We start from the raw sequence: 20,777 nt of genomic DNA on the forward strand, positions 1-20,777 counted from the left end.
CTGTGATTTGATGTTAGTTTGAGACCCAGTTCACAAGCCCAGACCAGCAAGGAGGCCGCCATGGCCGATGCAGCGCAGAAGCCCGCCCGTGTCCCCGGCCGCGGCCGCGTCTACGATTCGATCACCGACACGATCGGCGATACCCCGCTGGTGCGCCTGAACCGCCTGCCGGCCGAGCGCGGCGTCAACGCGACCATCCTGGCCAAACTCGAATTCTTCAACCCGATCTCGAGCGTCAAGGACCGCATCGGCGTCTCCATGATCGACGCGCTCGAAGCCTCCGGCGCGCTCAAGCCGGGCGGCACGCTGATCGAGCCGACCTCGGGCAATACCGGCATCGCGCTCGCCTTCGTCGCCGCGGCGCGCGGCTATCGCCTGATCCTGGTGATGCCTGAGACGATGTCGCTCGAACGCCGCAAGATGCTGGCCTTCCTCGGCGCCGAGCTCGTACTGACGCCCGGCCCCGGCGGCATGCGCGGCGCCGTCGCCAAGGCCGAGGAGCTCAAGAGCGAGATTCCGGGCGCGCTCATCCCGCAGCAGTTCGAGAACCCGTCGAACCCGGAGATCCATCGTAAGACCACGGCCGAGGAGATCTGGAACGACACCAATGGCGCGGTCGACATCGTCATCTCCGGTGTCGGCACCGGCGGCACCATCACCGGCGTCGGCCAGGTGCTGAAGGCGAAGAAGCCTTCCGTGAAGATGGTCGCGGTCGAGCCGGAGGATTCGCCGGTGCTGTCAGGCGGCCAGCCCGGCCCGCACAAGATCCAGGGCATCGGCGCCGGCTTCATCCCGGGCATCCTCGACCGGAGCGTCATCGACGAGGTCGTCACCGTCGGCAACCAGACCGCCTTCGAGACCTCGCGCGCGCTCGCCAAGAGCGAAGGCATCCCGGCCGGCATCTCCTCGGGCGCGGCGGTCGCCGCAGCGCTGGAGGTCGGCGCCCGGCCGGAGAACGCCGGCAAGACGATCGTGGTGATCATCCCCTCCTTCGCCGAGCGCTATATCTCCAGCGCGCTGTTCGAGGGTCTGTGATCCCAGCAAACCTGCAGATCGTCCGGCTGAGCGAGGCCCTGCCGGACGATCTGCCTGCCTTGCAGGCCGAGGCGGCGGCCGAGGGCTACCGCTTCGTCGAGGGCATCCTCGAAGAATGGGACGCCGGCCGCTATCTGGCTGGAGACGACCGCAACGCGCTCTTCGCGCTCTATCGCGACGGCATGCTGGCAGCGGTCGGGGCGGTGACACCCGACCCCTATGATCCGGCTCCCGATCTGCTGCGCATCCGCCATGTCTATGTCCGGCCGGAGCACCGGCGTGGAGGCGTTGGCAGCGCGCTCGCCAACGCATTGGTGCAACAGGGCTTCGCGCTGGCGCCGCGCCTATCGCTCAACGCCGCCGATGCCGGTGCGTCCGCCTTCTGGGAGGCAATAGGCTTCCTGCCGGATGCCGGCGGCACCCGCCGGACCCATCTGCTGACGCGCTGAAAGTCAGCCTCGGAGCGTGATCCGGTTGCCCCAGGGATCGACGACCGATCCAGCATCGCCGCCAGCAGCCGCCATACGACGGCTCAGCGCGGCATGAGCGTCCGCATCGCGCGCAACCAGCTCGAAGCTCGACAAACCTGCCTCATCGTCTCCGCGCGGACCGGCGCCGCGGCTGTGCCAGGTATTGGCGGCGATGTGGTGATGATAGCCGCCGGTCGCCATGAAGCTCGCGCCGGGATAGTGCACTGTCACCTCGAAGCCGAGCGCATCGCGATAGAAACTCTCCGCCTCTGCGACATCGCCGACGCGCAGATGGATATGGCCCATCACGGTACCATCAGGCATGCCGGCATAGCTGCGTCCGTCTGCATCGCGCAGGAGCGCGTCGAGATCGAGCCGCTCGGTTGCCATCTTCAGGCGGCCGCCGTCGAGACGCGGCCACTCGGCGCGGCTGCGGTCGCGATAGATCTCGATGCCGTTGCCCTCGGGGTCGGAGAGATAGAGCGCCTCGCTGACGAGGTGGTTCGAGGCACCCTCCAGCCCAACGCCCCTCTCGGCCGCATGCCGCAGCCAGTTGCCGAGATCGCGGCGCGACGGCAGCAAGATCGCCATATGGAATAGGCCGGCAGCCGAGGACGGAAGCTGCGCGCCCGCTTCGAGCTTGACCAGTGGCTCGCCGCCAGCGCCAAGCACGGTGTGGTCCGCATCCTGCTCGACGAGCGAAAGCCCGATCGCATCGCGATAGAACGCCGTCAGCCCGGCAAGGTCGCGGACGTGCAAGCTCACCGCGCCGATATGCACGGGTGCGTCGAGGGCCTCGTTACGGACGGGGTGGGCCAAAGCCTCAGTGGCTGCGGACATGGAACTCTCCAAACTTGCGAGCGGCAATGCGCTTTCCAGCAAGATGGGGCTTTCAACCGTGCTTGTCGTCCCCTCGCAGGGCAAGTTTAAGATTGCGCATGCGCAATAAACTCGATCGACATCTGCAAACAGAGACGCGGCGAAGCAATGGCGGCCGCCGTCAGGCGCGCTCCGCCAGCGTTCGCCCGATCGCGGCACGAAGCTCGGGGATGCCGAGCCCCTTTTCGCTGGAGGTCAACAGCACTTCGGGGAAAGCGGCGGGGCGGCGCTTGATCTCGTCATAGGTCGCCTCGGCCATGAAGGTCTGGTCGGCCTGCTTGAGCGCATCGCCCTTGGTCAGCACGACCTGATAGCTGACGGCGGCCTTGTCGAGCGTCTCCAGCACGGCGCCGTCGACATCCTTCAAACCGTGGCGGGCGTCGATCAGCACATAGACGCGCATCAGATTGGCCCGGCCGCGCAGATACTCGTGGATCAGCCGCGTCCAGGCCGCGACCTTCTCCTTGCCGACGGCGGCATAGCCATAGCCCGGCATGTCGACGATGGTCAGGCGCTCGTCATGGTCGACCTGCCGGAAGAAATTGAGCTGCTGGGTGCGGCCTGGCGTGTGCGAGGTCCGCGCCAAAGCGTTGCGGCGGGTCAGCGCGTTGATCAGGCTCGACTTGCCGACATTGGAGCGGCCAGCGAAGGCGATCTCGTGGCCGACCATGGGCGGCAAGTCGTCGATCTTGGTCGAGGCCCAGACGAAATCCCACGGACCCTCGAACAGCTTGCGGGCGGATTCGAGCTCGTCGGCGGTGAAGGAGGCGGTCTGATCTGAGGTCATCGCCTTTGCCTACACGGCGGCACGCAGCGCGTCGATGTCTGCGCCGGCGATCAATGGCAGGTTGCGCGCGATCTTTTCCGGTTCCCAGTCCCACCAGCGGATCTCGAGCAGCGCTGAGACCACCTCCGGCGGGAAGCGCGTCTTCACGACGCGGCCGGGATTGCCGACGACGACGGCATAGGGCGGCACGTCGCGCGCGATCTGGGCGCGGGTGCCGATGATCGCGCCGTCGCCGATCGTCACGCCGGGCATGATCACGGCCTCGCGGCCGATCCAGACATCGTTGCCGATCACGGTGTCGCCACGCAAACCAAGGCCGTCGCGGGTGAAGTCGGGCACGTTCTCGAAGCCGAACATGCCGAAGGGATAGGTCGAGAAGCCGCCCATCGGATGGTTGGCGCCGTTCATGATGAACTGCGCCGCCTGGGCGATCGCGACGAACTTGCCGATGATCAGCCGGTCGCCGATGAAGTCGAAATGATAGCGCACGCAGCGGGCGAGGAAATGCTCGGGACCGCGCGAGTCATCGTAATAGGAGTAGTCACCAACCTCGACGAGCGGATGGTCGACGACGGCCTTGAGGAAGGCCGTGCCTTTCCAGCCGGCGATCGGATGGCGGGTTTTTGGGTCGGGCAAGGGCATGGCGCGGCACTAAGCACATCGCCATCGTCACGGACAAGCCGCTAAGCCGCGCAGACCCAGCAGCGAACGCAAAACGCCGGAGCCCCGAGAGGCATCCGGCGTTCCATGTCGTTGCGGTCGGGGCTCTCGCCCCGCCGCCTCACTTCTTGTTGCTGTTCGCCGGCTTGGGCGCGGTTACAGCGCCAGCCGCGGCCGGCTTCTTGCCCAACATCGACTTGATGTTGTCGAACAGCTCGATCTTGACGCCGTGCTTCCTCATGATGAAGCCCTGCTGCAGGATCGAGAGCAGGTTGTTCCAGCTCCAGTAGATCACCAGGCCGGCCGGGAACGAACCGAGCAGGAAGGTGAAGAACACCGGCATCCAGGTGAACATCATCTTCTGGACCGGATCCGGCGGCTCCGGGTTCATCTTCATCTGCACGAACATCGTCACGCCCATCAGGATCGGCCAGATGCCGAGATGCAGCATGGCCGGCGGCGTGAACGGCAGGGCGCCGAACAGGTTGAAGAGGTTGGTCGGGTCGGGCGCGGCAAGGTCGCGGATCCAGCCGTAGAACGGCGCGTGCCGCATCTCGATGGTGATGAACAGGATCTTGTAGAGCGCGAAAAAGACCGGGATCTGCACCAGCACCGGCCAGCAGCCGGCGAGCGGGTTGATCTTCTGCGTCTTGTACAGCTCCATCAGCGCCTGTTGCTGCTTCATCTTGTCGTCAGCATAGCGCTCGCGGATCGCCACCATCTCGGGCTGAACCGCCTTCATCTTCGCCATCGAGGCGTAGGACTTGTTGGCGAGCGGGAAAAACAGGCCCTTCAGCAGGACGGTCACGACCAGGATCGCGATGCCGAAATTGCCGACATGCTTGTAGACCCAGTCCATCACGTAGAACATCGGCTTCGTGATGAAATAGAACCAGCCCCAGTCGATCATCAGCTCGAAGCGCTTGATGCCCTGGTTCTTCTCGTAGCCGTCGATGGCTGAGACTTCCTTGGCGCCGGCGAACAGGCGCGAGGAGGCGCTGGCCGAAGCACCCGGCGCAACATTGACGGCTTCGCCGAGGAAATCGGCCTGATAGGTGCGCACCGATCCGGTCTGGACCGAGGAGTAGCGACCTTCATACTTCCTGCCCTGGTCCGGGATCGCGGCGGCGGCCCAGTACTTGTCGGTGATGCCGACGAAGCCACCAACGACGTCCTTCCAGGCCTTGCCATGCGTCGCCGAGCCGAGCCCCGGCTCCTTGTCGACGGTGTCGTAGGTGTATTCCTGCAGGCCCTGCTCGCCGAGCGAGCCGATCATGCCCTCGTGCAGCACGTAGTAACCGAGCGTCGTCGGCTTGCCGACGCGCACGACCTGGCCATAGGGGTAGAGCGAGACGGCGTTCGTGCCCTTGTTCTCGACCTCGTCGCGGATCGAGAACAGGGCGTTGTCGTCGACCGCAATGGTGCGCTTGAACAGCAGGCCCTGGCCGTTGTCCCAGGTCAGCGTCACCGGCTTTGCCGAGGTCAGGATCTCGCTGTCGGCGCTCCAGACCGTGGTGGCGTTCGGCAGCAGGACGGAAGCGCCCGGCCCCGCGACCCAGCCGAAATCGGAATAATAGGCATTCGGCCCACCGGCCGGCGAGAGCAGCACGATGATCGGGCTCTTCGGGTCGACCGTTTCGCGATAGGCCTTGAGCGAGACGTCATCGATGCGCGCGCCTGTCAGCGAGAGCGAGCCGGCGATCTTTGGCGTGTCGATCCTGAGGCGCGGGCCGGCGGCGAGCGCTGCCTCGCGGGTCGCGGTGACCGGCGCGGCCGTGACGGGCGCCTGGCCGGGCTGCGTCGGCACAGTGCCCGGAGCAGCCGGGGCGCCGGAAGGCTGGGTCGCCAGCTGGCCGGGCGCTTGCTGGCTTTGCGTCTGCTGGTTCTGCTGAGCGATCTGCTTCTGCTTCTCGGCCTGCGGCAGGCCATAGAAATATTGCCAGCCGAGCAGCACGACGACCGAAAGTGTGATCGCCAGCAGCAGGTTGCGGTTGTCTTCTTTCATCATCATTGTCTGAAAACGGTCTCGCTGGCGGCCCTGGCGGGCGTCTATGAGGCGGGGCGCGAAGGGGAGCGCCGATCGGGGCGGCGCTTGCCGCCGCTCGGGCGGGCACGGTCGAGCGCGACCGCGATATCATCGACCATGGTCGCGAACGCGGCGTTCACGGTTTCGGGCCGGGCGACGATCACGAGATCGCAGGGCTTGCCGGTCTGCTCCGCCAGAGCGAGCGCAGCGGCGGCGCGCAGGCGGCGGCGGATGCGGTTGCGCACCACGGCGTTGCCGGTCTTGCGCGAGGCGGTGAGCCCGAGGCGCAGGCCGTCCTGGGCCGGCTTGTCGAGCACCTGCGCGGTAAATGCGGACGAACGAAAACGGCGGCCGTGCTCGGCCGCCGCGAGAAAGTCCTTGCGTTGCGTCAGACGGGCGAGGCGCATGGCGGTTTGCCAGTCTTCCGGAACGGGCGCGCCTTGACCGCGCGCCTTGAGCTCATCAGGCCGACAGGCGCTTGCGGCCGTGGGCGCGACGAGCGGCGATAACCTTGCGGCCGCCCTTGGTCGCCATACGGGCGCGGTAGCCGTGACGGCGCTTACGCACCAGCTTGCTGGGTTGATAGGTTCTCTTCACGGTCCGTCTCCGGGGCCTTGATCGGCAGGGCAAGCGCAGCTTTCAAAGAAAGCCGATGCCAGCCAGGCCTGTCGTGCAAAAAGGGTCCGCGCCGCCCGGTAGGCAGCGCAGGTGGCGGGCTTATGGCGGATGGGGCAGCCCAAGTCAATGCCGAAACACCTGTGCCGGACCGTCGCAGCAGCGCCTTCCATCGCAGACTTGCGCTCGCGCGCCAAAGCAACGATATAGCCGGCGGGAGGTTGGCGAGGGACGTCTCACTCGCCAACCCGGTCAGATCCGGAAGGAAGCAGCCGTAACGAGACCGAACGGGTCTTCGTCCAACCTCCTACCTTCGCGCAAGCTTATGTCTTTGCGCGTGCGCGCGAGCCGCGCCTCTCTTCACATTCCTGACGCATTCGCGCCCGTCCATGACAGAGTGGCGTTGACCGCCGCGCCGCGATTGGCGAAAGCAGGGGCATGACCGACGAGACCGTCCCCGCCGACGAGCCGGGTTTTCCCGGCATGGCTCCGGCGCCAGCCCCGGCCGCAGCGCCCACCGGCTATCGCGTGCTGGCGCGAAAGTACCGGCCGGCGCATTTCGGCGACCTGATCGGCCAGGACGCCATGGTCAGGACGCTGACCAATGCCTTCGCGGCGGGCCGTATTCCACAGGCCTGGATGCTGACCGGCGTGCGCGGTGTCGGCAAGACCACGACGGCGCGCATCCTGGCGCGGGCGCTGAACTACCAGAACGCCGACGGCAGCGGTGCCCCGACCACCAACCTCACGCAGTTCGGCGTGCATTGCCAGGCGATCGTCGAGGGCCGGCATATCGACGTGATGGAGATCGACGCCGCCTCGAACAACGGCGTCGACAATGTCCGCCAGATCAACGACGCGGTGCGCTACGCCCCGACCAGCGCGCGCTACAAGGTCTACATCATCGACGAGGTCCACATGCTCTCGGGAGGCGCCTTCAACGCCTTCCTGAAGACGCTGGAGGAGCCGCCGCCGCACGCCAAGTTCATCTTCGCCACAACCGAGATCCGCAAGGTTCCGGTGACGGTGCTGTCGCGCTGCCAGCGCTTCGACCTGCGCCGCGTCGACGCCGGCTTGCTGGTCGGGCATCTCGGCAAGATCTGCCAGGCAGAGGGCATCGAGGCCGAGGAGGAGGCGCTCGCCGCCGTGGCGCGGGCCGCCGAGGGCTCGGTGCGCGACTCGCTCTCGATCCTCGACCAGGCCATCGCCCATGCCGGCGGCAGGATCACGCTGGACGAGGTCCGCAGCATGCTCGGCCTCTCCGACCGGGCGCGCGTCATCGACCTGTTCGAGCTGGTGATGAAAGGCGACATCGCCGGAGCGCTGACCGAGCTCAGGGCGCAATACGACGCCGGTGCCGATCCGGCTGTCGTGCTCTCCGACCTCGCCGAGTTCAGCCATCTGGTCACCCGCCTCAAGCTCGTGCCGGATGCCGCCAAGGACAACAGCCTCTCCCAGGCCGAACGGGTGCGCGGCGCCGACTTCGCCCAGCGCCTGTCGGTCCGCGTGCTGGCGCGAGCCTGGCAGATGCTGCTGAAAGCGATCGGCGAAGTCCGCCAGGCCGATCGGCCGGTGCTGGCGGCCGAGATGGCGCTGGTGCGCCTCGCCCATGCCGCCGACCTGCCGACGCCGGACGAAGCACTGCGGATGCTCCGCGACGGCGGCGGCAGCCTTGGCGGCAACGGCTCACCCGCCCCGCGGTCGCCCTCCGGCGGCGGCGCGACCGCGCTCGCGGCCCGCCCGGTGCTCGCCAGCGCCAATCCCATGCCTGTCGCGCAGCCGCGCGCCAGCGCCCTGCCACAGCCGCAGAACCTGGAAGATCTGGTCGCGCTCGCCTCACGCCAGCGCGACATCACCATGAAGCTGGCGCTGGAACGCGACATCAGGCTGGTGCGCTTCGAGCAGGGCCGGATCGAGTTCGCGCTGGCCGAGAGCGGCAACCGCCTTCTCGCCAACGACCTGTCGAAGCGGCTGAAGGAATGGACCGGCCAGACCTGGCTGGTCGCCGTCGTCAACGCCGAGGGAACGGCGACCCTGCGCGAGCAGGCGGTGGCCGCGCGCGACAAGCGCGAGAACGATGCCGCCAGCCACCCCGCCGTGCGCGCCGTGCTGGAACGCTTTCCAGGCGCGCGCATCGTCGATGTCCGCGATCCGCGCGAGCCGGAACCCGAGGCGCCGGCCATGGCAGCGGGCGGCGACGAGGATCTGCCCGAGGCCGAGCCGCTCTTCGACGACAGCGAGCCGGATTTCGAGGGTGTCGAATTCTGGACCGACAACTGAACGCGAAGGGAACGCCGCCATGCGCGACATGATGGGCCTGATGAAGCAGGCGCAGGACATGCAGAAGAAGATGGCCGACATGCAGGCCGAGCTCGAGACGCTCGAATTCGAGGGTTCGGCCGGCGGTGGCCTGGTCAAGGTGGTGATGACCGCCAAGAACGTGCTGAAATCGGTGAAGATCGACCCGAGCCTGATGGTCCAGGGCGAGGAGGAGATCCTCGAGGATCTCGTCCTCTCCGCCAGCAACGATGCCCGCAACAAGGCCGAACGCTCGGTGCAGGAGAGGATGGCCGAGGTCACCCGCGGCCTGCCGATCCCGCCCGGCATGAAGCTGTTCTGAGCTGGCTCCAGCGTCATGCTCGGGCTTGCCCCGAGCATCTCTCGCAGAAGAACCCTCTTGTCCTGAGATGATCGGCTCAAGGCCGATCATGACGCCCAGAGATCCATGTCCCGCAGCATCGCCGGCCCCGAGATCGAGCGCCTGATCCAGCTCCTGGCCAAGCTGCCGGGCCTAGGGCCGCGCTCGGCCAGGCGCGCGGCGCTCCACCTCGTCAAGAAGCGCGAGCAATTGCTCGGCCCGCTCGCCGAGGCGATGGCGGTGGCGCGCGAGCGCATCGTCGTCTGCTCGACCTGCGGCAATGTCGATACCAGCGATCCCTGCGGGCTCTGCCGCGACCCGCGCCGTGACGACAGCCTGATCGTCGTCGTCGCCGATATCGCCGATCTCTGGGCGCTGGAGCGCTCCGGCGCGGTCAGCGGACGCTATCACGTGCTCGGCGGCGTGCTCTCGGCGCTCGACGGCATCCGGCCGGAGAATCTCTCGCTCGACTCACTCGTCGCCCGCGCCTCGGATCCAGCGGTGAAGGAGATCATCCTCGCGCTCAACGCCACGGTCGAGGGCCAGACCACGGCGCATTTCATCACCGATCTCTTGACCCATCTTCAGGTCAAGGTGACCAAGCTCGCCCATGGCGTGCCGGTCGGCGGCGAGCTCGATTATCTCGACGACGGCACGCTGGCGGCAGCTATCCGCCAGCGGACGGGCTTTTAAGTCCGTCTCAGTCGTCCCAGGGCGAGGCGCTCTTGCAACGATAACCGACGAAGCATTGCGGGGTATCACGGGCGGGCACCCAGGCCGGAAAGGCAGTTTCGTCGAACTGGCAGAAGCTGCGGTCGCGGACGAAGCGGTCATAGGTATAACCGCCGGTGCCGAGCACGATCGCGCCATTGGCGATGACGCTCTGGCGGTTGGCCTCGCAACTGCGCACCGGGGATTGCGGCCGCCCCTGGGCTAGCGCCGTGCCGGCGAAGCTCAGAGTGAGAAGGGCGATCAGGATCCGGGTCATCTTTTGCCTCCGCCGCGTTAAGCCTGTTTGCATTGTAACATGCCGGCGCCGCTCGCGTTCCCGCTTTGCCTTGACGACGCCGCAGGCTTCCGCCATCGCTCACCACCGTCATGCTCGGGCTTGTCCCGAGCATCCACGTCTTCCCCTTTTCATCCACGTCGCAAGACGTGGATGGTCGGCACAAGGCCGACCATGACGAGAGAGAGCGCCGCCCCATGTCCCTGACCGATCTCGCCGCCACCATCGACACCGCCTGGGAGAACCGGGCCGAGATCGGCATCAACACCACGGGCGCCGTGCGCGAGGCGGTCGAACAGGCGATCGAACTGCTCGATTCCGGGCAGGCCCGCGTTGCCGAGAAGGTCGGCGGCGAATGGGTCACGAATCAGTGGCTGAAGAAGGCAGTGCTGCTCTCCTTCCGCCTCGCCGACAATGAGGTGATGGCGCATGGTCCCGGCGAGGGCGTGTTCTGGGACAAGGTGCCGTCGAAGTTCGCCGGCTGGGGCGAGAACCGCTTCCGCGCCGCCGGCTTCCGCATCGTGCCGCCGGCCGCTGCCCGCAAGGGCTCCTATCTCGGGCCGAACGTCATCCTGATGCCGTCCTTCGTGAACATCGGCGCCTATGTCGATTCCGGCACGATGGTCGACACCTGGGCGACGGTCGGCTCCTGCGCCCAGATCGGCAAGAATGTGCATCTGTCGGGCGGCGTCGGCATCGGCGGCGTGCTCGAGCCGCTGCAGGCCAATCCGACGATCATCGAGGACAACTGCTTCATCGGCGCCCGTTCCGAGGTCGTCGAGGGCGTCGTCGTCGGCGAGGGCTCGGTGCTGGCCATGGGCGTCTTCATCTCGGCGACGACCAAGATCGTCGACCGCGCCACCGGCCAGGTCCATGTCGGCAAGGTCCCGCCCTATTCGGTGGTGGTCGCCGGCTCGCTGCCAGGCAAGCCACTGAACGACGGCACGCCCGGCCCCTCGCTCTACTGCGCCGTGATCGTCAAGACGGTCGACGCCCAGACCCGTGCCAAGACCGGCATCAACGAGCTGTTGCGCGATTGAGCCCAACGAGGCGGAGCCCATGAAGGCCCTCCTGAGCGCCGCGGCCCTCTCGCTCTTCACCCTCTCCGCGCAGCAGGTGCGCGCCGAGCCGGTCAACCTGACGCTGAAGCTCATCGACGAGGCCGGAAAGCCGATCGCCGGCCAGACGCTCCGGGTCGCGATCGGCTCGGAAATCGAAGCAAGTGCGCCGGACGCAGGCCAGCGCCTGTCGACCGACGCAGGCGGCGTGGTACGCCTGATCGCCGAGGCGACGATCGACCGCCGCAGCGTCTCCTCGACCAGCGCCTTCACCCGTCATCCTGCGGAGCATCTGGTGATCGGCGTCGAACTCGACCTGATCGGCCGGCGCGCGCTCTATCGCGTCAGGCTCGACCAGACCAGGGCCGGCACGGTCGGCCAGATCAATGCTTTCCTGCCGGGCGCCGGCGGCCGCTTCGACCAGCCATTGACCTTCCACGCCGACACGCAGAGCTGGAGCCTGCCCGACGATCCGGCCGGGCTCAGACTGACGGGCATCGGCGCCGAGCTCAAAGCGCACAGCATGGAAGGCTCGGCCGAAACCGGTCGCAGGGTCGCGCTCACCATCGCCAGGCAGGCCTTCAAGCGGCGGTAGCTGGCGCCAGAACGGCACCAGCATCCGGACTACGCCCGAACTTATACGCCAGGGATCGTGTTCGGCGTCGGCTCGGTCGATGCAGGCGCCCGTTCCGGCCGCTGCGCCGCCGGCGAGCCGGCGAGCGCGTCGCGCAGTTTCTGCTCCTGCGAATGGTCGAGCGAGGTCTTGAGCACGACACCGCCGGTGCCCTTCAACGCTTCGAGCACCTTGTCGCCCGTCATCTTCTGGATCAGCACGAAGAGCGCGGCATTGCCTGGCTGCAGATTGGTCGCGAGCTCCTTCATGAAGCCGTCATTGACGCCGTAATCGGTGAGCGCCCCACCGAGCGCCCCGGAGGCTGCGCCGATCGCCGCGCCGAACACCGGCATCAGGAAGATCGCGCCGATCAGCAGGCCCCAGAAGCCGCCTGAGGCGGCGCCAAGCGCCGTGGTGTTGAGCAGCTGGTTGAGCTTGATCTTGCCGCCCTCGTGCATCACCGCGATCGCAGCATCGCTGATCTGGATCAGGTATTCCTTCTGCAGGCCGATGATCTTCTGCCGCATTTCCTCGGCCTTGGCCTCGGTCGGATAGACGATGACGACGAGATCGGACATGGCGCACTCCTCTGACGCGACGGTTTAAAGCTGACGCCGCTCTGTGACGGGCTTGCGGCAAACGCGCGACGAATGCCGACGTTCCGCTACTCTCCGCCCACCTCCTTGGCGGCAGCGAGTGCCGCGCCGCGCAGCGGCAGCTCCTTCATGCGTATCAGGAAGAACAGCGCCAGGGCGAATCCGGCGAAGCTCGCAGCGAAGACATAGCGGAACAGGCCGACCATGGTCGCCCGGTCGACCCCACCCGCCTTGAGCGTCTCGGCCGAGAGCCCGATGCCGCTTGCGCCCAGGCCGCCGAGCACGATCGCACCGAAGATAGCGACGATCAGCGCCCCGCCGATCTGGCGGAAGAAATTCGCCGTACCAGTGGCCGTGCCGAGCTGGTGCATCGGCACCGCGTTCTGGATCGAGACCGTCGCGACCGGCAACAGCGTGCCGAAGCCGACGCTGATGAAAGCCAACACCAGCCCGAAGCCCCACAGCGGCAGCCGGTCGCCATAGGCGATCAGCGCGGCCGTACCGGCGAGCGCGACAACGAGCCCGATGACCGGCACGCGCTTGTAATGCGTGAGCTTGCCCATCGCTCGGCCCGAGGACGTCGCGCCGAGGACCGTGCCACAGGTCAGCGGAATCAGGCCGAGCCCAGAATTGGCGGCCGACAGGCCCGCCACCGTCTCGAAATAGAGCGGCAGATAGATGGTCAGCCCGATGAAGGTGCCCATGCCGAAGCCGGCGGCGATGGTGCCATTGCGGACCACCGGATTGGCAAGGATCGTGAGCGGGATCAGCGGCTCCTCCGCGCTGCGCAGGCGCCAGGCGAAGCAAAGCCAGAGCAGGGCAGAGCCGGCAACGAGGCCAAGGATCGGCGCAGAGACCCACGGGTAATGCGTGCCGCCCCAGGACAGCGCCAGCAGCAGCGTCATCGTCGCACTGGTCATCAGCAGCGCTCCGAGCACGTCGAGCTTATGCGGCCGCTCATGCCGCGGCAGGCGCTGCAAGGCCTTGTCGGTCATCCAGTAGGCGCCGAGCCCGAGCGGGAGGTTGATCCAGAAGATCACCGACCAGTGCAGCGCCTCGGATATCAGGCCTCCAAGTACCGGCCCAAGCAGCGAGGAGGTGAAGAAGACGGTGGCGAAATAGACCTGGTACTTGCCGCGCTCCCGGGGCGGGACCATGTCGCCGACGATGGTCTGCGCCATGGCGATCAGCCCGCCGCCGCCGAGCCCCTGGACGAAACGGGCGGCCACCAGCAGCCAGAGCGAGGAAGCGAGCGCGCAGGCGACCGAGCCGATCACGAAGATCCCGATGCCGCCGAGCATGGTGACGCGCCGGCCATGGATATCGGCGAACTTGCCATAGAGCGGCGTCACCGCTGTCGAGGCAAGCAGGTAGGAGGTGACGACCCAAGGCAGATGGGCGACGTCGCCGAGCTCGCGGCCGATCGTCGGCATGGCGGTGGCGACGATCGTCTGGTCGAGCGCCGCCAGGAACATGGCGAGCATGGTCCCGATCAGGATCGACCGGATATCGGCATGGGAAAGCGCCGCCTGCGCCGGCGGCGTCTCGACCCGCTTGTCCATCGGCACGTGCCTGTCCTGTGCGTGGGGAATACCGGAGGATAGAGCGCAGGCTCGTCATGCACCAGAGGCGGGGACGCAAGGCCGCCGCGAGGTGAGCGCAGCCCGCGCTGACCTCGACACTTTTGGCGTGGGCGAAGCGGCCGGAACAGCCGGTTTCGTCTCAGCCCGTCACCGGCACCTTCAGGATCATGGCCTCACCCGCGCCGATCGGCCGGCCATCCTCGGTCTGCACGGTCAGCGTGACCTTACGGCCGCTGTCGCGCTCGATCAGCGAAGAATGCTTCTCGCCCGGCGCGAACAGATGCTGCTCGCCCCATTGCCTGAGTGCCACCATCACCGGGAAGAGGTCGCGACCCTTGGCGGTCAGCCGGTATTCCTGCCGCGTGCCGCCGGCCGCGGCCGGGACGGTTTCGAGGATGCCGCGCGCTGTCAGCGTGCGCAGCCGCTCGGAGAGGATGTTCCGGGCGATGCCGAGGCTCTTCTGGAACTCGCTGAAGCGGGTCATGCCATCGAAGGCGTCGCGCACGATCAGCATTGACCACCAGTCGCCGATCGCATCGAGCGCCCGCGCGCTCGGGCAATAATCGCTCACCAGGCTGCGGCGTTTCACCATCGTCTCCGGTGTTCTCCTCAAGGCTCCGTGATCGGCATAACGGTTGCAAGATAAAACCGTGGCTGCTATTCCGCAATGAGTTTCATAATGAAACTCTTCTAGCGGAGACCTGCCCATGCGATTGGATCCCGAGGCGGCGCCTGCCGGCGCCGCCAGCGCTGACGCACGCCCATTGCCTCCCCCTGCGACGACACCGCTATCGGCCGGCATGATCCTGCTCTTTGCCGTGGCGAGCGGGCTCGCCGTCGCCAACGCGTATTTCGCCCAGCCGCTGCTCGACATCATCGCCGACGATCTCCAGCTGTCGCGGGCGACGGTCGGCCTGGTCGTCGGCGCGACGCAGCTCGGCTACGGGCTCGGGCTGATCCTTTTGGTGCCGCTCGGCGACCTCCTCGACCGCCGCAAGCTCGTCGTCCTGCAATCCCTGCTCTCGGTCGCGGCGCTGATCGGCGTCGCGTTCTCGGGCTCGGGCGCGATGCTGCTCGCGGCGATGGCGGCGATGGGCTTCCTCGCCGTGGTGACGCAGGCCTTCGTCGCCTATGCGGCGAGCCTGGCGCGGCCGGAGGAGCGCGGCCAGGTGGTTGGTGCCGTCACGAGCGGGATCGTGCTTGGCATCCTGCTGGCCCGCGCCATCGCCGGCGCAATGGGCGATCTGTCGGGCTGGCGGGCGGTCTACGTCCTGTCGGCGGCGGCGACACTCGCCATTGCGCTGGTCCTGTTCAAGGCGCTGCCGCCTGAACGCAAACCCGCGACGCGGCTCCCCTATCCGCGCCTGATCGCCTCGCTTTTCGCCCTGTTCCGCGAGGAGCGCGTCCTGCGCATCCGGGCGATCATCGCCATGCTGATCTTCGCCGACGTCACCACGCTGCTGACGCCGCTGGTGCTGCCGCTGGCCGCCCCGCCCTTCTCGCTGTCGCATACGGCGATCGGCCTGTTCGGCCTCGCCGGTGCGGCGGGTGCGCTCGGCGCGGCGCGGGCCGGCGCCTGGACCGATCGCGGCCACGGCCAGCGCGTCACCGGTATCGCGCTCGGACTGATGCTGTTCGCCTGGCTGCCGATCGGGCTCTTGCCGCAGTCGATCCTGTTCCTGATCGCTGGCGTGCTGATCCTCGATTTCGGCCTGCAGGCGGTGCACGTCACCAATCAGGCGATGATCTACCGGGTCCGACCGGAGGCGCAGAGCCGGCTGACCGCGGGATACATGGTGTTCTATTCGATCGGTAGCGCGTTCGGCTCTTCGAGCTCGACGCTGATCTATGCCTGGGCTGGCTGGACCGGTGTCAGCCTGCTCGGCGCGGCAATCGCGGCAATCGCGCTGGTCTTCTGGGCCGCGACGCTGAAGGCGATGCCGATCGAGGCGACGCGGGCGCTGGCTTCGACCCGCGAAGCCTGAACGAGCAGGGCCGTAGCCTTCCGGCAACGGCCCTGTCTCATCTCACTTCAGTTTGGCGGCGATCGCCTGCAGGCCGGCATTGGCGCATTCCTCGTCGAGGTGACCGCCGGGCGCACCGCCGACGCCGACCGCGGCGATGACCTCGTCGCCGACCTTGACCGGCACGCCGCCGCCGAGCAGCAGGAAGCCCTGAATGTGGACGAGATTGCGCGCGCCGGCATTGTTTGCCGCGGCCTCGGCCATGGCGCCGGTGTTGTTCTTGGCCGAAACCGAGGTGAAGGCCTTGGCGCGACTGGCGTCGATGGTATGCGGGCCGGCGCGGTCGGCCCGGATCGTCGCGAGCACGACGCCGCCGCGGTCGACCACGGTCGCGGCGACGTTGAAGTTCTTGGCGGCGCAGGCGGCGACAGTCGCCTGGGCGAGCTCGACGGCGAGCGCGGTCGGCAAAGCGCGGACCTGGGCGACCTGGGCCTGGGCAAGCGTCGGCAGGGCGATGGCGGCAGACATGATGGCGAGGCGGGCAAACGACATGGCAATCCCTCTGGTGACCACCGTTATGGTGTGAGGGGACGATGCCAAACCCGGCTTGGCGCGTGCATCCGGGTGATCCGCGCGCGGCCTCGGTAATTCTACCGATCTGAGCCGATAAGATGCAGCCGGACCATCTCGGCGACGGAGGTCGTCTCCAGCTTCTCGGCGAGATGGGCGCGGTGCGTGTCGACGGTGCGTGGCGAGATGGCGAGGGCTCGCGCGATCTCCTTGGTCGAGCGCCCTTCGGCGATCAAGGCGAGGATCTCCGCCTCGCGCTGGGACAGGCGTTCGAGCCTCACCCGGAGCGAGGCCGTTCCGCTCTCGGCGGCGAGCATGCCGTCGAGCGTCGCGAGCGCCGCCTGGACGGTATCGATCAGCACCTGCTCGTCGACCGGCTTGGTCAGGAAATCGGCGGCGCCATTGCGGAAAGCGGCACGGCAGGCCTCGACATCGCCATGGCCGGTGATGACCACGACCGGCCAGCGGCAGCGGGCGGCGGCCAAGCGCTCCTGCAGCTTCAGCCCGGTCAGGCGCGGCATGCGGATATCGGTGACGATGCAGCCGGGCGCCAGGCTTGGCAGCGCCTCCAGAAAGGCGGCTGCGTCGACATGCTGCTGGACCTCGAGCCCGACGGTTCGCAGCAGAAAACCGAGTGCCTCGCGTACCTCCCAGTCGTCGTCGATCAGATGGACGAGCTGCCGGCTCATTCGGCGGCCTCCCGTTGGGCCTCGCTGGCGATGCGTGGCAAGCGAACACTGAAGACCGCACCGCCGCCCGCAACATTCTCGCCGGTGATGACGCCGTCGAAGCGCTCGACCAGTCTCGCGCAAAGGGCAAGACCGAGGCCGAGCCCTGCCGGTTTGGTGGTGAAGAACGGTTCGAACAGGCGCGCTTGCACCTCGGGCGACAGGCCTGGACCGCTGTCGCGAACCGCGAGCACAGCGTCGCCGCCCTGCGTGCCGATCTCGATGGTCACGGCTCGCTCGCCGTCGCGGCCCTCGACCGCCTCCAGCCCGTTGCGAGCGAGGTTGAAGACGACCTGTTCGAGCTGAACCCGGTCGGCCCGCACCAGCGGCCGGCTGCCGTCGCCGCTGACCCGCAGCATCGCGCCGGCTCCTTGCGCGTTCGCCGCGAGAAGCTGAACGACCTCGCCGGCGAGCTCCGTCAGGTCGACCGTCTCGACGACGGGCTCGGACTTGCTGATCCAGGCGCGCAGCCGCCCCAGGATATCGCCGGCACGCCGGGCGTTGCGCGCGATCGCCTCGAAGGCGCCGGCCAGCGTCGCCTGGTCAGGCTCCGGCTGCGTCAGCAGGCGCCGCCCGGCTTGGGCTTGGCTGAGGATTGCGGTCAAAGGCTGCGTCAATTCATGGGCGATGCCGGAGGCGAGCTCGCCCATCGCGTTGACGCGCCCGGCATGGGCAAGACGGGCGTCTTGCTCGGCCAGAACGGCCTTCCGCGCCGCCTCGCGCGCCGCAATGCGGGCCTCGAGCAGGCGATCGACCAGCAGCGTGGCGAGCGCGATGAGCACGCCCGCCAGCGCCAGGAAGGTCGGAGGCGGCAGCGGCCAGTCCGGCGCGCTGGTTGTCAGCGTCAAGCGCAGCGGTTGGGTGCGGCTCGCGATATCGGCGCTGAAGTCGGTCGCCGGCTCGTTGCTCGCCTGATCCCTTTCTATCAGGCGCAGATGAGCTTCAACCCCCTCCGGCAGCGGGGTGTCGCTCGCCGAAAGCCGGACCATGTCAATGACGAGGGCAAGCGCATAGCGGCCGACGCCGTCGGTCAAGGCGCGCTTAACCAGAAGCACCTTGCGTCCATCGTCGAAGGCGCGCGTCCGCAGATTTGATCCGACCGCCTGCTGCGCCTCTGCCGCGACGATCGCAGGATCGGCGGCGTTCAGCAGCGAGCGCGGCGGGCTCAGCGCGAGGTCGACGACATCGATACCGACGATGCGCGGATAGAAGCGGATGATGCTGGCCGCCACCTGCTCGACCGTCGCGACCGGGGCGGGATCAGCCGCCTGGACCAGGGCCGAGAGACTGGTCAGATGCGCATCGTGCTGGTCGACCCGCTGCGAGATCAGCCGATGCAGCGTCCGGCCGGCGTCTTCCAGCTCGGCCGCGGCGTGGCTGCGGCGGTTCAGCGAGTAGGCGGCGCAGGCGAGCCCGAACGCGACCAGGCCCGCTACGAGGATGGCGGCGCGGCGCGACCTGATCATGCGCGTGTCGATCTCCTGCTGGAACCCGGCAGCAAGACTAGCCGGTTTCGTGCCGCCATACACCGACTTGCCGACCTGCCCTACCCTTCCGCCAGAGCTGCAGTCGTCGTGTCGAGGGCGAGCACGATCCCGTCCGGCGCGAAGTCGATCCGCGCGGTGCCGCCGAGATAGCCGCCGAGCACCTTCTCGATCATCTGCGAACCGAAGCCCCGCCGCTGCGGCGCCGTCACGCGAGGTCCGCCGCTTTCCTGCCAGCGGAAGTGGAATTCCCCGTCCTCGCTACGCCAGGAGACGTCGACGTGCCCGCCATCCTGCGAAAGCGCGCCGTATTTCACCGCATTGGTCCCGAGCTCGTGCAGAGCAAGCGCCATTGCCAGCGCGCATTTCGAGGAGAGCGTCACCGACGGGCCATCGAAGGCCAGGCGCTCGCCGGAGCGATGCGGCGCCAGAACGACCTCGACTAGCTGCCTGAGATCGGCGCCATGGCGGCTCGCCATCATCAGCACATCCTGTGCCGCCGCCAGCGCCTGCAGCCGATCGGACAGGCGTCGCTTCACCGCATCGAGCGGCTCGTCCTGGCCGCGCAGCGACTGATTGACGATGCCGGAGACCATGGCGAGCAGGTTCTTGATGCGATGATTCAGCTCGGCAGCGAGCAACTGGTAGCGCTCCTCGCCGGCCCGCAAAGCAGTGATGTCGCGCGAGACCGAGAGGATGGCTTCGAGCTTGCCGTCGGATGCGACGATCGGCGAGACCTGCACGTCCCAATAGCGCGGATTGCCCGCAGCGGTATTGGCCGGGCCCTGGAACCTGTAACTCTTGCCGGCCCGCGCCGCAGCCAATGCCGCCTGGGCGTCCGCATTGCCGGCGCCATCCCAGAATTGCAGCCACGGACAACCGCGGATCGCCTCGAAATCCTGGACCTCCATCACACGCTGGCCGCCTTCGCTCATGAATTCGAGCGCGCCGTCGAGGCCAATGACCTTGATGCAGTCGTCCGAGGCCGCGAGCACGGCGCGCAGGAAGCGGACATCCTTGTCGAGCGGTGTCGGCACGGGCAGGCTTTCGAGTCGGGAGTGAGGTGGCACACTTCGACCGCTAGCCCAGCCGCTGTCAAACGCACATGTCTTTTGACAGGTTGCCCGGCAGACGGCACCAGTTGCGATCGCGCGATGATCCTTAGCCGCCGAATGATGCACGGTTGACGCTGCCGGCCGGCGCGGTCAGCTTGGCGCCACGTCACGAGGAGCCGGATATGGAGACCATCACGCCGCGCCAGCGCGAGATCGTGGCGCTGGCCCGGGCACAGGGGCGCGTCAATGTCGAGGAGCTGGCGACGCGCTACGAGGTCAGCGCCCAGACGATCCGCAAGGATCTGAACCAGCTCTGCGACCAGCGCATCATGTCGCGCATTCATGGCGGGGCGGTGGTGGCGTCGGGCGTCGAAAACCTCGCCTATGAGGCGCGCCGCTTCATCGCCCGCGACGAGAAGGCGGCGATCGGACGGGCCGCGGCAGCGTTGATCCCGAACGACGCCTCGCTCTTCATCAACATCGGCACGACGACCGAGGAGGTGGCGCGCGCGCTCGCCGACCATCACGGCCTGCTCGTCATCACCAACAACCTGCATGTCGCGACGCTGCTCTACCCGCATGAGAATATCGAGGTGATCGTCGCCGGCGGACCGGTCCGGCGCTCGGATGGCGGCGTCATCGGCGCTGCCGCCGTCGACCTGATCCGCCAGTTCAAGGTCGACTATGCCGTGATCGGCACCTCCGCCATCGACGAGGAGGGGGCGCTGCTCGATTTCGACTATCGCGAGGTCAGGGTCTCGCAGGCGATCATCGAGAACGCCAGGCAATGCCTGCTCGTCGCCGACAGCACCAAGTTCGAGCGCTCCGCGCCGGTGCGCATCGGCCACCTGCGCGATGTCGACGTCTTCGTCACCGACCGGCTCGATCCGCCGCCCTTGCGGGAGCTCTGCCGCAGCGAGGGCATCACCGTGGTCGAAACCGAAACGCTGGCGGACGCAGCCCTGCGCGCCGAAAGTGAAAGCTAGAATTTTCACTTTCACTTTCGTTTT

23 protein-coding genes and 1 other RNA gene are annotated in these 20,777 nt (G+C 67.5%); 10 read left to right on the forward strand and 14 right to left on the reverse strand.

Going from position 1 to position 20,777, the window contains the following annotated elements; all coding sequences use genetic code 11:
* Positions 1-60: 60 nt before the first annotated feature.
* Complete coding sequence (gene cysK, locus ACSQ3M_RS24335; protein WP_436152655.1) at positions 61-1,035, forward strand: cysteine synthase A; 975 nt, start codon at positions 61-63, stop codon at positions 1,033-1,035.
* Positions 1,032-1,484, forward strand: coding sequence for a GNAT family N-acetyltransferase (locus tag ACSQ3M_RS24340; RefSeq protein ID WP_436152656.1), 453 nt, complete (start codon positions 1,032-1,034; stop codon positions 1,482-1,484). Before cysK ends, ACSQ3M_RS24340 begins: the two co-directional genes overlap by 4 nt.
* Positions 1,485-1,487: 3 nt before the next feature.
* Here ACSQ3M_RS24340 and ACSQ3M_RS24345 read toward each other — a convergent pair whose 3' ends face one another.
* The 6 genes from ACSQ3M_RS24345 to rpmH form a co-directional block, all read right to left on the reverse strand.
* Positions 1,488-2,345: a VOC family protein gene (locus ACSQ3M_RS24345; RefSeq protein WP_436152657.1), complete on the reverse strand. Its 858-nt coding sequence runs from the start codon at positions 2,343-2,345 to the stop codon at positions 1,488-1,490.
* A 160-nt stretch (positions 2,346-2,505) separates the two neighbouring features.
* Entirely contained in the window at positions 2,506-3,171 is a 666-nt protein-coding gene (gene yihA / locus ACSQ3M_RS24350) for a ribosome biogenesis GTP-binding protein YihA/YsxC (protein WP_436152658.1), read from the reverse strand.
* A 9-nt stretch (positions 3,172-3,180) separates the two neighbouring features.
* A complete protein-coding gene (locus tag ACSQ3M_RS24355; protein ID WP_436152659.1) occupies positions 3,181-3,813 on the reverse strand; it encodes a CatB-related O-acetyltransferase in 633 nt (210 codons plus the stop codon).
* 139 nt (positions 3,814-3,952) lie between these two features.
* Positions 3,953-5,836 carry a membrane protein insertase YidC gene (gene yidC, locus ACSQ3M_RS24360; protein ID WP_436152660.1) on the reverse strand — a complete coding sequence of 628 codons (1,884 nt, stop codon included), beginning with the start codon at positions 5,834-5,836 and terminating at the stop codon, positions 3,953-3,955.
* Positions 5,837-5,880: 44 nt separating this feature from the next.
* Positions 5,881-6,264, reverse strand: a complete 384-nt coding sequence (gene rnpA / locus ACSQ3M_RS24365) for a ribonuclease P protein component (RefSeq protein WP_436152661.1) — start codon at positions 6,262-6,264, stop codon at positions 5,881-5,883.
* Between the two features lie 55 nt (positions 6,265-6,319).
* Positions 6,320-6,454: a 50S ribosomal protein L34 gene (gene rpmH, locus ACSQ3M_RS24370; protein WP_038364779.1), complete on the reverse strand. Its 135-nt coding sequence runs from the start codon at positions 6,452-6,454 to the stop codon at positions 6,320-6,322.
* Positions 6,455-6,687: 233 nt separating this feature from the next.
* On the opposite strand from rpmH, the gene ffs reads away from it, so the two are divergent.
* The 4 genes from ffs to recR all read left to right on the forward strand — a co-directional run bounded on the left by ffs (position 6,688) and on the right by recR (position 9,803).
* Positions 6,688-6,784, forward strand: an RNA gene (gene ffs / locus ACSQ3M_RS24375) — signal recognition particle sRNA small type.
* Positions 6,785-6,910: 126 nt separating this feature from the next.
* Positions 6,911-8,752: a DNA polymerase III subunit gamma/tau gene (locus tag ACSQ3M_RS24380; protein WP_436152662.1), complete on the forward strand. Its 1,842-nt coding sequence runs from the start codon at positions 6,911-6,913 to the stop codon at positions 8,750-8,752.
* 19 nt (positions 8,753-8,771) lie between these two features.
* A complete protein-coding gene (locus ACSQ3M_RS24385; RefSeq protein ID WP_284167689.1) occupies positions 8,772-9,092 on the forward strand; it encodes a YbaB/EbfC family nucleoid-associated protein in 321 nt (106 codons plus the stop codon).
* Between the two features lie 105 nt (positions 9,093-9,197).
* Positions 9,198-9,803: a recombination mediator RecR gene (gene recR / locus ACSQ3M_RS24390; RefSeq protein WP_436152663.1), complete on the forward strand. Its 606-nt coding sequence runs from the start codon at positions 9,198-9,200 to the stop codon at positions 9,801-9,803.
* Positions 9,804-9,810: 7 nt separating this feature from the next.
* Here the strand turns inward: recR and ACSQ3M_RS24395 are convergent, their stop codons facing one another.
* Complete coding sequence (locus ACSQ3M_RS24395) at positions 9,811-10,098, reverse strand: hypothetical protein (protein WP_436152664.1); 288 nt, start codon at positions 10,096-10,098, stop codon at positions 9,811-9,813.
* Between the two features lie 215 nt (positions 10,099-10,313).
* On the opposite strand from ACSQ3M_RS24395, the gene dapD reads away from it, so the two are divergent.
* Positions 10,314-11,156: a 2,3,4,5-tetrahydropyridine-2,6-dicarboxylate N-succinyltransferase gene (gene dapD, locus ACSQ3M_RS24400; RefSeq protein WP_436152665.1), complete on the forward strand. Its 843-nt coding sequence runs from the start codon at positions 10,314-10,316 to the stop codon at positions 11,154-11,156.
* Between the two features lie 19 nt (positions 11,157-11,175).
* A complete protein-coding gene (locus tag ACSQ3M_RS24405; protein WP_436152666.1) occupies positions 11,176-11,769 on the forward strand; it encodes a hypothetical protein in 594 nt (197 codons plus the stop codon).
* A gap of 41 nt (positions 11,770-11,810) precedes the next feature.
* On the opposite strand, the gene ACSQ3M_RS24410 is transcribed toward ACSQ3M_RS24405, so the two are convergent.
* From ACSQ3M_RS24410 to ACSQ3M_RS24420, 3 genes are all read right to left on the reverse strand, one after another.
* The gene (locus ACSQ3M_RS24410) at positions 11,811-12,365 is read right to left on the reverse strand and encodes a DUF1269 domain-containing protein (protein WP_436152667.1); all 555 of its coding nucleotides are present in this window, start codon (positions 12,363-12,365) and stop codon (positions 11,811-11,813) included.
* Between the two features lie 86 nt (positions 12,366-12,451).
* On the reverse strand, positions 12,452-13,945 hold the full coding sequence (locus ACSQ3M_RS24415) for an MDR family MFS transporter (RefSeq protein ID WP_436152736.1): 1,494 nt from the start codon (positions 13,943-13,945) through the stop codon (positions 12,452-12,454).
* A 160-nt stretch (positions 13,946-14,105) separates the two neighbouring features.
* Positions 14,106-14,558 (reverse strand): winged helix-turn-helix transcriptional regulator, encoded by a 453-nt coding sequence (locus tag ACSQ3M_RS24420; RefSeq protein WP_436152668.1) that lies wholly within the window; start codon positions 14,556-14,558, stop codon positions 14,106-14,108.
* Between the two features lie 115 nt (positions 14,559-14,673).
* On the opposite strand from ACSQ3M_RS24420, the gene ACSQ3M_RS24425 reads away from it, so the two are divergent.
* Positions 14,674-15,951 (forward strand): MFS transporter, encoded by a 1,278-nt coding sequence (locus ACSQ3M_RS24425; protein WP_436152669.1) that lies wholly within the window; start codon positions 14,674-14,676, stop codon positions 15,949-15,951.
* Between the two features lie 42 nt (positions 15,952-15,993).
* Here the strand turns inward: ACSQ3M_RS24425 and ACSQ3M_RS24430 are convergent, their stop codons facing one another.
* The 4 genes from ACSQ3M_RS24430 to ACSQ3M_RS24445 all read right to left on the reverse strand — a co-directional run bounded on the left by ACSQ3M_RS24430 (position 15,994) and on the right by ACSQ3M_RS24445 (position 19,749).
* Entirely contained in the window at positions 15,994-16,482 is a 489-nt protein-coding gene (locus ACSQ3M_RS24430; RefSeq protein ID WP_427360489.1) for a GlcG/HbpS family heme-binding protein, read from the reverse strand.
* Positions 16,483-16,580: 98 nt separating this feature from the next.
* The gene (locus tag ACSQ3M_RS24435) at positions 16,581-17,189 is read right to left on the reverse strand and encodes a response regulator transcription factor (RefSeq protein ID WP_436152670.1); all 609 of its coding nucleotides are present in this window, start codon (positions 17,187-17,189) and stop codon (positions 16,581-16,583) included.
* Positions 17,186-18,694 carry a sensor histidine kinase gene (locus ACSQ3M_RS24440; protein WP_436152671.1) on the reverse strand — a complete coding sequence of 503 codons (1,509 nt, stop codon included), beginning with the start codon at positions 18,692-18,694 and terminating at the stop codon, positions 17,186-17,188. Before ACSQ3M_RS24440 ends, ACSQ3M_RS24435 begins: the two co-directional genes overlap by 4 nt.
* Positions 18,695-18,774: 80 nt before the next feature.
* Positions 18,775-19,749: an HWE histidine kinase domain-containing protein gene (locus tag ACSQ3M_RS24445; protein ID WP_436152672.1), complete on the reverse strand. Its 975-nt coding sequence runs from the start codon at positions 19,747-19,749 to the stop codon at positions 18,775-18,777.
* 200 nt (positions 19,750-19,949) lie between these two features.
* On the opposite strand from ACSQ3M_RS24445, the gene ACSQ3M_RS24450 reads away from it, so the two are divergent.
* Positions 19,950-20,753: a DeoR/GlpR family DNA-binding transcription regulator gene (locus ACSQ3M_RS24450; protein WP_436152673.1), complete on the forward strand. Its 804-nt coding sequence runs from the start codon at positions 19,950-19,952 to the stop codon at positions 20,751-20,753.
* Positions 20,754-20,777 lie beyond the last annotated feature (24 nt).

The sequence above is a fragment of the Allobosea sp. LjRoot90 genome (genome assembly GCF_964254315.1).
Classification (GTDB): Bacteria; Pseudomonadota; Alphaproteobacteria; order Rhizobiales; family Beijerinckiaceae; genus Allobosea.